The sequence below is a fragment of the Actinomadura logoneensis genome (assembly GCF_003428695.1).
In the GTDB taxonomy this organism is placed as follows: domain Bacteria; phylum Actinomycetota; class Actinomycetes; order Streptosporangiales; family Streptosporangiaceae; genus Spirillospora; species Spirillospora logoneensis.
Genome location: NZ_QURH01000284.1, coordinates 1 through 11,681, shown reverse-complemented (window position 1 = coordinate 11,681; position 11,681 = coordinate 1). Strand labels below are relative to the sequence as shown.

Sequence of the window (11,681 nt, the reverse complement as noted above, 5' to 3'; positions counted from 1 at the left end):
GGCCCCGCCGGGACCGGCTCGGACGGCTCCGCCGGGACCGGTCCGGCCGGGCGGCCGGCCGCGGGCGAGGCCCCGACCCGGGTGCCGTGCGGGATCAGGTTCGAGAAGGTGGTGAAGCGGTTCGGCGACAACGTCGTGCTGGACCACCTGGACTTCCAGGTCGCCGCCGGGGAGCGCGTCACGCTCATCGGGCCGAGCGGCTCGGGCAAGACGACGATCCTGCGGCTGCTGATGACGCTCGAACGGCCCGACGGCGGCGTCATCCGCGTGGGGGACGACCCGCTGTGGCACATGGAGCGCGGCGGCAAGCTGGTCAAGGCCAACGAGCGGCACCTGCACGAGATGCGCAAGCGGATCGGCATGGTGTTCCAGCAGTTCAACCTGTTCCCGAACATGAACGTGCTGCGCAACCTCACCGAGGGGCCCGTGCACGTGCTGGGGCTGAGCAAGGACGAGGCGGTCGAGCGGGCGCGCGGCCTGCTGGAGATGGTCGGCCTGGCCGACAAGGAGGACGCGCACCCGACCCAGCTGTCGGGCGGGCAGCAGCAGCGCGTCGCGATCGCGCGGGCGCTCGCGATGGAGCCGACCGTCCTGCTGCTGGACGAGGTGACCTCGGCGCTCGACCCGGAGCTGGTCGTCGGCGTCCAGGACCTGCTGCGCGACATCGCCCGCAGCACCGACGTGACGATGCTGTGCGTGACCCACGAGATGGGCTTCGCTCGCGACATCTCCAACCGGGTGCTGATGTTCGACCAGGGCCGCATCATCGAGGAGGGCACCCCCGATGCGATCTTCGAGGCCCCGACGCAGGAGCGCACCCGCGAGTTCCTGAGCGCGGTGCTGGCCTCCTGACGCGGCGACGCCGCACGCGGCGGAGCCCGACAGCGGACGGAGCCCGGTGGCCGGTGGGCCACCGGGCTCCGTCATGCCCGTCGTGCCGGTCGTCGTGCCGGTCGTGCCGCGAGCTCCGGCGGACGGCGGCACGGCACCGGCGGGACGACACCGAGGGCATGGCCAGAACCGAATGCCGTTCGGTACGGTGGAGGCATGAGAGACGGCGCGGCCATCGCGGGACTCGGCATGACCGAGCTCGGCAGGGTGTACGGACGCAGCCCGCGCAGGCTCGCCGCCGACGCGGTGCGCGCGGCGGTCGACGACGCGGGCCTGGCCCTCGGCGACCTGGACGGACTGCTGGTCAGCCACGGCCTCGGCGGCTCCCCCGGGATCGAGCTCGCCGACACCCTCGGCCTGCGCGACCTGCGGCTGCTGACCCAGATGAACTCCTTCGGCGCGACCGCGGGTGCGATGGTGTCCTACGCGGCGATGTCGGTCCTGTCCGGCGCCGCGACGACGGTGGCCTGCGTGTTCGCCGACGCGCCGCTCAAGCCGAAGCAGTCGGCGGGCTCGGCGTACCACCGCGACGCGCCCGAGTGGTACGGGTTCGGCGGGATGACCGCCGCGCTCGGCTTCCGCAGCGTGAACGCGTTCTACGCGCTCGCCGCGCAGCGCCACATGGCCCGCTACGGGACGACCGGCGACCAGCTCGGCGCGATCGCCGTCAGCACGCGCGAGTGGGCGTCGCGCAACCCGCTCGCCCAGATGCGCGACCCGATCACCCTCGACGACCACCGCGCCTCCCGCTGGGTCAGCGAACCGCTGCGGCTGCTGGACTGCTGCATCGTCTCCAACGGCGCCGTCGCCGTCGTGGTGACCGGCGCCGACCGCGCCGCCGACCTGGCCCGCCCGCCCGTCCACGTGTGGGGCTGGGGGCAGGGGCACCCCGGGCACCGCAAGGCGCGCGGCAGCGCGTTCGGGCTGGTCACGGGCGCGGCGACGTCCGGGCCGATCGCGCTGAAGATGGCCGGGGTCACCCCGTCCGACGTCACCCAGGCCCAGCTCTACGACTGCTACACCTACACCGTCCTGGTGTCGCTGGAGGACTACGGGTTCTGCGGCAAGGGCGAGGGCGGCGCGTTCGCCGCGTCCGGGGCGCTCGGACCGGGCGGCTCGCTGCCGACCAACACCGGCGGCGGCCAGCTGTCCGGTTACTACATGTGGGGCATGACGCCGGTGTCGGAGGCCGTGATCCAGGCGCGCGGGGACGGCGGCGACCGCCAGGCCCCGAACGACGTGATCCTGGTCAGCGGCAACGGCGGCATCCTCGACCACCACGCGACGCTGGTCCTCAGCCCGCACCGGAAGGGAGCCTGATGGACATCGGGATCCTGCGCCGCGACGGCCGCACCGACGGCTTCTTCGACGCCGCCGCCCGCGACCGCCTCGCCGTCCGCCGCTGCGCCGCCTGCGCGGCCCCGCCCGAGGGCGCCGTCCCCTCCGACAGGGACGTCCCGCCCGACGGCGCCGCGACGGGCGCCGGAGCCGAGGCGTTCCTGCCGCCGGACGCGACGTCCTGCCCGGACTGCGGCACCGAGGACCTGGGGTGGACGGACGTCTCCGGCGAGGCCGTCCTCGTCTCCTGGACCGTCCTGCACCCCCGCCCCCGGGAGGACGGCTCCGCTCCCCCGCCCGCGCTGCTGGCGCTCGTCGAACTCGCCGAGGGACCGTGGCTGTACGCCCGCCTGGACGGCGTGGGGCCCGCCGGCCTCCGCGAGGGACTTCCGCTGCGCGTCCGGTTCGCCCACCCGAGCGAGGGCGAGGCGTACCCGCTCTTCACCCCGGCATGACCAGCGTGTTCCGCCCATGCGGGACACTGTGATCATGAGGGGACTCTATCCACCGATCGAGCCGTACGCGGCCGGGATGCTGCCCGTCGGCGGCCAGGACGAGATCTACTGGGAGACCTGCGGCACCCCGGACGGCACACCGGCCGTCTTCGTGCACGGCGGCCCCGGCGGCGGCTGCACGCCCACCAGCCGCCGCCTGTTCGATCCCGACGCGTACCGGATCGTCCTGTTCGACCAGCGCAACTGCGGGCGCAGCACGCCGCACGCCGCCCAGCCCGACATCGACCTGTCCGCCAACACCACCGCCGCGCTGGTCGCCGACATGGAGCGGCTGCGCGAACACCTCGGCGTCGAGCGCTGGGTCGTGTTCGGCGGCTCGTGGGGCAGCACCCTCTCCCTCGCCTACGCGCAGGCCCACGCCGATCGCGTGATCGCCCTGGTGCTGCGCGGCGTCTACCTCGTCCTCCCCGCCGACGAGCCGTGGTGCTTCGCCGAGGGCGGCGTGTCCCGGCTGTTCCCCGACGCGTTCGAGGGCTTCCGCGACGCGATCCCCGAGGAGGAGCGCGGCGACTACATGGCCGCCTACGCCCGCCGCCTCGCCGACCCGGACCCGGCCGTCCACGTCCCGGCGGCCCTCGCCTGGACGCGCTGGGAGGACGCGACGGGCTACCTCGTCCCCCGCGAGGACGACGCGGAAGATGAGAACACCGTGCGGGCCGCCGTCGCCGTCGCCCGGCTGGAGAACCGGTACTTCGGCAACGGCTGCTTCCTCGAACCCGGCCAGCTGCTGAGCGACGCGCACCGGCTGAACGGCCTGCCGGGCGTCATCGTGAACGGCCGCTACGACCTGCTCACCCCGCCGGACGCCGCGTGGGCGCTGCACCAGGCGTGGCCCGGCTCCGAGCTGCACCTGGTCCCCGACGCCGGGCACGGCTTCGACGAGCCCGGCACCCTGCACCATCTCATCGAGGCCACAGACCGGTTCCGCGGAGCACGGTGATCTGACCACGGGGCAATCATCACCCTCTGTAAGAATGCGCGCCGGAAGCGTGTTTTCACCGCTGTTTCGGCGAGAGGGTGGTCCGCCCATGGGCGTGGTCGGCACGACGCAGCCGTCCCGAACGCAACCGTTCCGACTGCCGCGGTTCTACAGCGCCTATCCCGCGCGGCTGAACCCGAACCTCGACGCGGCCCGCGCGCACTCGGTGCCGTGGGCGCGCGCGATGGGGATGCTGGAGGGCTCCGACGTCTGGGAGCAGGCCGACCTGGAGGCGCACGACTACCCCCTGCTGTGCGCCTACACCCACCCCGACTGCGACGCCGAGGAGCTCGCCCTCATCACCGACTGGTACGTGTGGGTGTTCTTCTTCGACGACCACTTCCTGGAGCGCTTCAAGCGCACCGGTGACCGCGAGGGCGGCCGCGACCACCTGGCGCGGCTGCCCTTGTTCATGCCCCCGGACGGCGACATGAGCCGCGTCCCCGCGCCGGAGAACCCGGTCGAGGCGGGCCTCGCGGACCTGTGGGCCCGGACCGTCCCGGCGATGTCCACGGCCTGGCGCGAACGGTTCGCCGAACGCACCGCGCACCTGCTGAACGAGTCGCTGTGGGAGCTGTCCAACATCAACGCGCACCGGATCGCGAACCCGGTCGAGTACATCGAGATGCGGCGCCGGGTCGGCGGCGCGCCCTGGTCGGCGTGCCTGGTCGAGCACGCCGCCGGGGCCGAGGTCCCGGCGCGGATCGCCGGGTCGCGCCCGATGGCGGTGCTGCGCGACGCGTTCGCCGACGCCGTCCACCTGCGCAACGACCTGTTCTCCTACCAGCGCGAGGTCGAGGACGAGGGCGAGCTCAGCAACGGCGTCCTCGTCCTGGAGACCTTCTTCGACTGCGGCACCCAGGAGGCCGCCGACGCCGTCAACGACATCCTCACCTCCCGGATCCAGCAGTTCGAGCACACCGCCCTCACCGAGGTCCCCGCCCTGTGCGCCGAGGAGGGCCTGACGCCCGAGGAGGCCCTCCGGGTCGGCGCCTACATCAAGGGCCTGCAGGACTGGCAGGCGGGCGGCCACGAATGGCACATGCGCTCGTCCCGCTACATGAACCGCGGCGCCCTGGAGGCCGACGCCGCCGACGCCGCCGCGACGCGCCTCGCCTTCCCGGGGGCGGCCGAACTCGGCATGAGCGGGCTCGACATCCGGTCGCTGACCGGGCCGCCCGCCGCCGTCCGGCTCCGCAAGTACGCGCACGTCCCGAGCCGGGTCGGCCCGTCGGTCATCCCCGACATCGAGATGCCGTTCACGCTCCGCCTCAACCCGCACCTCGACCAGGCGCGCCGGCACCTCGCCGACTGGGCCGAGCGGATGGGGCTCCTGCGCCCCGATCCCGGCGTCCCCGGCTCGGACGTGTGGAACGCCTCCCTGCTCGCCGACTTCGACCTCGCGCTCTGCGCCGCCGGTCTCGCCCCGGACGCCGGGCCCGACGGACTCGACCTCGGCTCCCAGTGGCTGGCCTGGGGCACCTACGCCGACGACTACTACCCGGCCGTCTTCGGCCGCAGCCGCGACCTCGCCGCGGCCCGCGCCACCAACGCCCGGCTGGGCCTGTTCATGCCCGTGGACGACGGCGTGGCGGTGCCCCGCCCGGCGAGCGCCCTCGAACGCGGCCTGGACGACCTGTGGCGGCGCACGACCCGGCAGCAGGAGCCCGGCGAGCGCCGCCGGTTCCGCGCCGCGGTCGACACGATGCTCGAAAGCTGGCTGTGGGAACTGTCCAACCACATCCAGAACCGCGTCCCCGACCCGGTGGACCACATGGAGATGCACCGCGGCACCTTCGGCGCGGACCTCACCGTCGCCCTCACCCGTCTCAACGCGGCGACCGGGCTTCCCGACGCCGTGTACACCACGGGGCCGGTGCAGTCGCTGCTCGCCTCCGCCATGGATTTCGGCGCCCTGGTCAACGATGTCTTCTCGTACCAGAAGGAGATCGAGTTCGAGGGCGAGTTCCACAACACGGTGCTGGTCGTGCAGAGCTTCTTCGGATGCGACTACCCGACGGCGCTGCGCATCGTCGCCGATCTGATGGCCTCCCGGATGCGGCAGTTCCAGCATGTGGTGGCGTACGAGCTGCCCGTGCTCTGCGACGACCTCGGGCTGTCCATCGAGGCGCGGACCGCGCTCGGCCGGCTCGTCGGGGAACTGCAGAACTGGATGGCGGGCGTTCTGAACTGGCACCGGCACGTCCGCCGCTACCGCGAGGAGGACCTGGTCCGCCGGTACCGCGAGACCCCCTGGACCGAATGACGTTCGGCCCAGTAGCGTCGGCGGCATGCGCACCGACGTCTGCGAACGGTTCGGCACCGAGTTCCCCCTCTTCGCCTTCTCCCACTGCCGCGACGTCGTCGCCGCCGTCACCAACGCCGGCGGCCTCGGCGTCCTCGGCGCCGTCGCCCACACCCCCGACCGGCTCGAGGAGGAACTGCGCTGGATCGACGACCACGTCGGCGGCCGGCCCTACGGCGTCGACGTGCTCGTCCCGGCGCGGATCGACGAGTCCGCCGAGCGGGCCGCGCGCGGCGACGGCGGCCTCGACACGATGCTCGCCGCCGTCCCGCGCGAGCACTGGGACTTCCTCGCCGGACTGTTCGACCGGTACGGCGTGCCGCTGCCCGACTTCGACGCCGCCCGGCGCGCGGGCGCCCGCGGCGGCACCCAGGTCACCACGCGCGGCGCCACCGAGCTGATCGACGTGGCGCTCACCCACCCCATCGCGCTCATCGCCGGCGCCCTCGGCACCCCTCCCCCGCTCATGGTCGAGCGCGCCAAGGCCGCCGGGGTGCCGGTCGCCGCGCTCGTCGGCACCGTCGAGCACGCCCGCCGCCAGGTCGCCGCGGGCGCCGACCTCATCGTCGCGCAGGGCGGCGAGGCGGGCGGGCACACCGGCGAGATCTCGACCATGGTGCTCGTCCCCGAGGTGGTGGACGCCGTCGCGCCGCTGCCCGTCCTCGCCGCGGGCGGCATCGCCACCGGACGGCAGATGGCCGCGGCGCTCGCCCTCGGCGCGTCCGGGGTCTGGTGCGGGTCGGTCTGGCTCACCACCGAGGAGGCCGAGACCTCCCCCGCCGTCAAGGCCAAGATGCTGGCCGCGACCTCCAGAGACACCGTGCGCTCCCGGTCCCGCACCGGCAAGCCCGCCCGCCAGCTCCGCTCCGCCTGGACCGACGCGTGGGACGCCCCGGACGGCCCCGGCCCGCTCGGCATGCCACTCCAGATGATCATCGCGGAGGGCGCCATGCGGCAGATCACCAAGGTCGCCGAGTCCGGCAACGAGGGCGCCCGCGAGCTGGCCAACTACTTCGTCGGGCAGTGCGTCGGCCTGATGAACACCGTCCGGCCCGCCCGCCAGGTCGTCTACGACATGGTCGCGGAGTTCGCCGAGGCCGTCGAACGCCTCGACCGCATCACCGCCACCGACTGACCCCGCCAGGGGAGGCCGCCCGGCGGAGCCTCCAGGCGAGGCCTCCAGGGGGCCGCCGCCTCGCGGGTCAGGCGTACTGGTCGAGGGTGCGGCCGGGGCCCTTGTTGATCTGGTCGACGAACAGCCTCGCCAGCGCGTCCTGGCCCTTGGCGGTCGGGTGGTAGCTGCGCGGCTCGGCCGTCAGGGCGCCCAGGTTGAGCGACAGGCCGTTCATGTAGGGGTCGGAGCTGCCCGCCTCGTGCCCGGAGAAGGCGCTGTAGGCGTCCACGAACTCCACGCTGCCCTGCCCGTGGACGGCGGCGACGTGCTCGTCGGCCTCGGCCACGGTCTGCCGGATCAGCTCGTTGAGGTCGCGGGCGCGTCCGTTCAGCCAGCGCTGGTCGTCCAGGGTCAGGTTGTCGCCGCCGTTCACCGAGACCTCCGAGAACGGCCGGGGGTAGCCGAGCACGATGACCCGGGCGCGCGGGGCGCGCTCGGTGATCCTCGTGATGAGCCGCGGCAGGTTCTCGCGCAGCGCGGCCATCCGGTCGGCGATGGCGCCGCCCTGCTTCTCGCACCCCTTCGACCACGGCAGCTTGACCACGCAGCCGCCTTCGACCACGGCAGCTTGACCACGCAGCCGCCCATGATCTTGGCGAAGCCGACGTCGTTGCCGCCGACGCTGAGTGTCACCAGGCTGGTGCCCGCCGTCACCCGCTCGAGCTGGGACGGCTCGCCGGACTTCCCCTCGACGACGTCGGCGGTCGTCGCGCCCGAGCAGGCCCAGAACGAGCTGCCGCCCGCGAACCGGAACGTCCTGGCCACGGTGTGGTAGTAGGCGCGGGACGTCCGGTGGCAGCGGCTCAGCGGGTTCTGGTCGGCGAGCGTCGCCTCGGCGCCGACGCCGGAGGAGTAGGAGTCGCCGAGCGCCACGTACGCGCCGCGGGTGGCGACCTCCACGGGGGTGAGGGGCCGGCCGCGGTCGCTCACGGCGCTCTGGGCCCGGACGTCCGGCAGCGGCGCGCGGCAGCCGGCGCCGAAGACCTCGCAGCGGACGGCGGGGAGCGCCACCAGCGGGACGACCGCCGCGGCGAGCAGAACGAGAAGGAGGGCGACGGCGAGGCCCCGATCACCGAAACGGGCTCGCACCCGCGCCGGCCATGTCCCCGGCCCCGCCATCGTCCTCCCTGTCCCTCGTCCCACCGGTAAAGACGACCGTCGGGCCTCCCAGGTTCCCGCCTTTACGTAGTAGATCCGTTATATCCCGTTTTTCCGTCCGAGGGACCACCAGGTGGAACCCGGGGCGGCCCAGGGAACATCTCACCCAGGCGAGGGCCGACGGGTAAGACGACACTCGCGAGGGCGGCGGACGATGCTGGCGATCCTGACCGGGCTGGGCCTGTCCACGGCGGCGGGCCTGAACGCCTACATCCCGGTGCTGCTGGTGGGGCTGATCGCGCGCTACACCGATGTCCTGCACCTTCCGGACACGTTCTCCTGGCTGACCAACGGCTGGGTGCTCACCGGGCTCGCCCTGCTGCTCGGCACCGAGCTCATCCTCGACAAGGTGCCCGTCGTGGACACCGTCAACGACGCCGTGCAGACGTTCGTCCGGCCCGCGGCGGGCGGCGCGGCCTTCGCCGCCACCGACGCCGCGGCCCGGGCCGACTCGTCCACCTTCATGCACGACCACCCGTGGATCGGCTGGGTGCTCGGGATCGCGGTCGCGCTCCTGGTGCACACGACCAAGGCGACCGTGCGCCCGGTGGTGAACGCCGGCACGCTCGGCACCGGCGCGCCCGTGGTCAGCGTGGTCGAGGACGTCGCGTCCCTCGGCATGAGCCTGCTGGCCATCCTCGCGCCGGTCCTCGCCCTGGTCGCGCTCGTCGCGTTCGCCTACGTCACCCTCCGCCTCTGGCGCAGAGCCCGCCGCCGCCGGCGCCGCGCCCGCGAGCGCGCCACCTCCGCCACCTGACCTCATTGGCTGCCGGGCCGTTGACGGTCCGGGCACCGGAGGAGGCCGACGCACGCCGCGATCGCCGCCCGTCCATCGGCGGCGATCCGCGTGCATGGGGGGTTACGCTGGGTGCCGGTTTCCTGATGCGCTGGAGTGCGGGTGGACGCTGACGAGATCGCCTCGGCTCGGGAGTTCGGGACGCGCCTGCGGGAGCTGCGCGGCGACCTCACCCAGCAGGCCGTGGCCAGGCGGTCGGCCGTGGGCCGGGCCGCGCTGACCCGCCAGCGCATCTCCACGATCGAGAACGGCGCGCTTCCCACGGCCCGGCAACTCCGGTGCTACCTGCACGGATGCGGCCGACTCGACATCCTGGAGGAGCTGGAGTCCACCCGGCGGCGGATCGAGACCTCCGCCGCCGCGGCGGACGGTGCCGTCCGTCCGGCGTCCCCGGCAGAGGGCGCCGTCCGTCGGGCCTCGGCGGGGGACGCGTACCGGACGCCTCGGCGGCTGACGGTGTCGGTCGTGGCCGCCGCCGCGACCGCCGCGGTGCTGACCGGCGCCGTGTCGGCCCTGCTCATGGGACGGTTCGTGGCGGGCAGGACGACCGGCGCCTCGACCACCCGGGCCGTCCCGGACTGCGCCGAGGGGAACCTCTGCTTCTGGCCCGAGCCGAACTTCCTCGGCCGCAGGATCACGCTGCCGCCGGACTACGTCAGCGACAGCACGTGCCGGACGCTGCCGTTCGTGGCCCGCTCGGTCCGCAACACCAGCCGGGAGCGGCAGCGGCTCTTCGCCGGGACGGGCTGCACCGGCGAGGTGACGGTCCTGCAGCACCTCGACCGGGAGCCGCTGCCCTCCGTGGCGGTGCTGAGCTTCCGGCACAGCTGAACGGACGCCTGGGACCGGGGACCCGGGACTGGGAACGGACGACGCCCCCGCCGCGTCCGCGTGGGGGCGTCCTGGCCGTCGCGGGCGGCCCGCGGTCAGAGGATCCGGATCGTCTCGTAGTGCTGCCAGACGAAGGACGGGTAGTAGTCCCGCTTCGCCCCCGGCCGGATCGGCCAGTACCGGCTGTGCGGCAGCGTGCTCCAGATGACCTGGACCTGGACGGTCCGTCCGCAGCTGACGTTCCGCGCCTGCACGCCGTTGCGGGCGATGTGCCTGACCTTCACGCATCCGTTCGGGCCGGCCGGCACGGCCGCCCGGCCGGCCGCCTGGGAGGTGGAGGGGGCCGCCGCGCGGACGGGTGCGGCGCCCGCCGCCTGCGCGGTCCCGTCGAGCAGGAGTGATCCGCCCAGGGCGAGGGCGGCGCCGGTGACGGCCGCTGCCGTGCCGCGTGGAGTGTGTCGCATGTCCGTTCTCCTTCCGGTGGTTCCGGTGCCGGGTCCCCAGAACGCGCGATGGCGATCCCACCTGTGCTTTTCGTCGTGCGAGGACCCGTGAGCCCACGACAGCAGGCAGGTGGGGGCGTCCACCAGAGGAGGGGGTGTCGCGACGTGCCCGGACATGTCCGCGGACACGTCGCGACACCACGTACGGCGCGGAACCCTGCCGTCAGGGGTGCCCGCTCCTCACTCGTCGGGCATCGTCGCGAGGCGAGGCCGGAAACGACGCGGCGGCCGTCGCGCCTGGTTCAGGGGCGACGGCCGCCGTCGTATGACCGGTTTATGTGTCAGTGAGCGTTCACCGAGGTCAATGGTGGCTGCCTCGACGGCCGTACATGCCGGCGACGGCCACGACCCCGACCGCGGCGAGCACGACCTGGATGGCCAGTTCGATCCAGTCGATGCCCTTGGTGTCGGAGACGCCCAGGCCGGCGGCGATGGCGGTGCCGATGAGGGCGGCGACCACGCCGATGACGGTCGTGAGCCAGATCGGGATGTGCTGCTTGCCCGGGACGACGAGTCGTCCCAGCGCGCCGATGATGAGACCGATGACGAGCGCGGTGATGATCCCGGTGACGTGCATTCTGTTCCTGCCTTCCTCTCGGACGCCAGCAGCTATACCTCCATACGGGACGAATACACATCTACCGGTCAACCCAGTGGATCGACCGTCCCCGACCTCGCCCTTCACGCCCGCCGGCGCGGACCGGACGGCGGCGGACCGGGCGGCGGCGGACCGGGCGGCGGGCCGAGGGACCTCCAGTGGTCAGATCAATCGAGGTGATCCGGTGGCGGAGGCGGGCTCGCGACGCATGATTGGTATGTGTCGGGGCGTCTGGTAGCGGACCGGTATCGGCTGGAACGGCTGCGCGGCAGGAGCGTCTTCGCCGACGTCTGGACGGCGCGTGACGAGCGGCGCGGGGACGCGCGGGTCACGGTGAAGGTGCTCCGCCGCCCCTACGCCGACCTGCCCTCGGCGGTGCGGATGTTCCAGGAGGAGACCGAGGCGCTGCGGTGGTGCCGGTCACGGCACGTCGTCGCGGTCCTGGACGAGGGCGTCACCGCCGCCGGACGGCCGTTCCGGGTGACCGAGCACGTCGTCCCGGCGTCCCCGGGCCTCCAGGACCGGGGGCCGGGGTGGGCGCCGGTCGCGCTCCGGCGGGCCGAGGCGGCGGCGCGGGCGGTCGCGGCCGTCCA

11 protein-coding genes and 2 pseudogenes are annotated in these 11,681 nt (G+C 73.6%); 9 read left to right on the top strand and 4 right to left on the bottom strand.

Annotated elements, in window-relative coordinates:
• Positions 1-81 precede the first annotated feature (81 nt).
• From ehuA to DZF91_RS16980, 6 genes are all read left to right on the top strand, one after another.
• Complete coding sequence (gene ehuA / locus DZF91_RS17005; RefSeq protein WP_117358437.1) at positions 82-852, top strand: ectoine/hydroxyectoine ABC transporter ATP-binding protein EhuA; 771 nt, start codon at positions 82-84, stop codon at positions 850-852.
• A 195-nt stretch (positions 853-1,047) separates the two neighbouring features.
• On the top strand, positions 1,048-2,211 hold the full coding sequence (locus DZF91_RS17000; protein WP_117358434.1) for a thiolase family protein: 1,164 nt from the start codon (positions 1,048-1,050) through the stop codon (positions 2,209-2,211).
• Positions 2,211-2,684 (top strand): Zn-ribbon domain-containing OB-fold protein, encoded by a 474-nt coding sequence (locus DZF91_RS16995; protein WP_117358433.1) that lies wholly within the window; start codon positions 2,211-2,213, stop codon positions 2,682-2,684. Before DZF91_RS17000 ends, DZF91_RS16995 begins: the two co-directional genes overlap by 1 nt.
• 34 nt (positions 2,685-2,718) lie before the next feature.
• Positions 2,719-3,684 carry a prolyl aminopeptidase gene (gene pip / locus DZF91_RS16990; protein WP_117358436.1) on the top strand — a complete coding sequence of 322 codons (966 nt, stop codon included), beginning with the start codon at positions 2,719-2,721 and terminating at the stop codon, positions 3,682-3,684.
• Positions 3,685-3,772: 88 nt separating this feature from the next.
• Positions 3,773-5,989, top strand: coding sequence for a terpene synthase family protein (locus tag DZF91_RS41200; protein ID WP_199486693.1), 2,217 nt, complete (start codon positions 3,773-3,775; stop codon positions 5,987-5,989).
• 25 nt (positions 5,990-6,014) lie between these two features.
• Positions 6,015-7,163 (top strand): NAD(P)H-dependent flavin oxidoreductase, encoded by a 1,149-nt coding sequence (locus DZF91_RS16980; RefSeq protein WP_117358432.1) that lies wholly within the window; start codon positions 6,015-6,017, stop codon positions 7,161-7,163.
• Between the two features lie 67 nt (positions 7,164-7,230).
• Here the strand turns inward: DZF91_RS16980 and DZF91_RS42955 are convergent, their stop codons facing one another.
• Both DZF91_RS42955 and DZF91_RS43170 read right to left on the bottom strand, forming a co-directional pair.
• Positions 7,231-7,746, bottom strand: coding sequence for a GDSL-type esterase/lipase family protein (locus DZF91_RS42955; protein ID WP_328589186.1), 516 nt, complete (start codon positions 7,744-7,746; stop codon positions 7,231-7,233).
• 98 nt (positions 7,747-7,844) lie between these two features.
• Positions 7,845-8,321: pseudogene (locus DZF91_RS43170) on the bottom strand (SGNH/GDSL hydrolase family protein); the annotation flags it as partial.
• A gap of 193 nt (positions 8,322-8,514) precedes the next feature.
• Here DZF91_RS43170 and DZF91_RS16970 point away from each other — a divergent pair.
• Together DZF91_RS16970 and DZF91_RS39850 are read left to right on the top strand one after the other, a co-directional pair.
• On the top strand, positions 8,515-9,117 hold the full coding sequence (locus tag DZF91_RS16970) for a DUF4126 domain-containing protein (protein WP_117358431.1): 603 nt from the start codon (positions 8,515-8,517) through the stop codon (positions 9,115-9,117).
• Between the two features lie 141 nt (positions 9,118-9,258).
• A complete protein-coding gene (locus tag DZF91_RS39850) occupies positions 9,259-9,987 on the top strand; it encodes a peptidase inhibitor family I36 protein (RefSeq protein ID WP_158587961.1) in 729 nt (242 codons plus the stop codon).
• A gap of 95 nt (positions 9,988-10,082) precedes the next feature.
• Here the strand turns inward: DZF91_RS39850 and DZF91_RS16955 are convergent, their stop codons facing one another.
• The gene (locus DZF91_RS16955; protein WP_117358430.1) at positions 10,083-10,451 is read right to left on the bottom strand and encodes a hypothetical protein; all 369 of its coding nucleotides are present in this window, start codon (positions 10,449-10,451) and stop codon (positions 10,083-10,085) included.
• Between the two features lie 340 nt (positions 10,452-10,791).
• Positions 10,792-11,067 (bottom strand): GlsB/YeaQ/YmgE family stress response membrane protein, encoded by a 276-nt coding sequence (locus tag DZF91_RS16950; RefSeq protein WP_117358429.1) that lies wholly within the window; start codon positions 11,065-11,067, stop codon positions 10,792-10,794.
• Positions 11,068-11,307: 240 nt separating this feature from the next.
• On the opposite strand from DZF91_RS16950, the pseudogene DZF91_RS16945 reads away from it, so the two are divergent.
• A pseudogene (locus DZF91_RS16945) lies at positions 11,308-11,681 on the top strand (hypothetical protein); the annotation flags it as partial.

Excerpts from the sequence above, each read along its gene's own strand:
- DZF91_RS17000 (WP_117358434.1), top strand. The coding sequence starts at position 1,048 with ATGAGAGACGGCGCGGCCATCGCGGGACTCGGCATGACCGAGCTCGGC.
- DZF91_RS16950 (WP_117358429.1), bottom strand. The coding sequence starts at position 11,067 with ATGCACGTCACCGGGATCATCACCGCGCTCGTCATCGGTCTCATCATC.
- DZF91_RS16970 (WP_117358431.1), top strand. The coding sequence starts at position 8,515 with ATGCTGGCGATCCTGACCGGGCTGGGCCTGTCCACGGCGGCGGGCCTG.
- DZF91_RS16980 (WP_117358432.1), top strand. The coding sequence starts at position 6,015 with ATGCGCACCGACGTCTGCGAACGGTTCGGCACCGAGTTCCCCCTCTTC.
- DZF91_RS41200 (WP_199486693.1), top strand. The coding sequence starts at position 3,773 with ATGGGCGTGGTCGGCACGACGCAGCCGTCCCGAACGCAACCGTTCCGA.
- pip (WP_117358436.1), top strand. The coding sequence starts at position 2,719 with ATGAGGGGACTCTATCCACCGATCGAGCCGTACGCGGCCGGGATGCTG.
- DZF91_RS16955 (WP_117358430.1), bottom strand. The coding sequence starts at position 10,451 with ATGCGACACACTCCACGCGGCACGGCAGCGGCCGTCACCGGCGCCGCC.
- DZF91_RS16995 (WP_117358433.1), top strand. The coding sequence starts at position 2,211 with ATGGACATCGGGATCCTGCGCCGCGACGGCCGCACCGACGGCTTCTTC.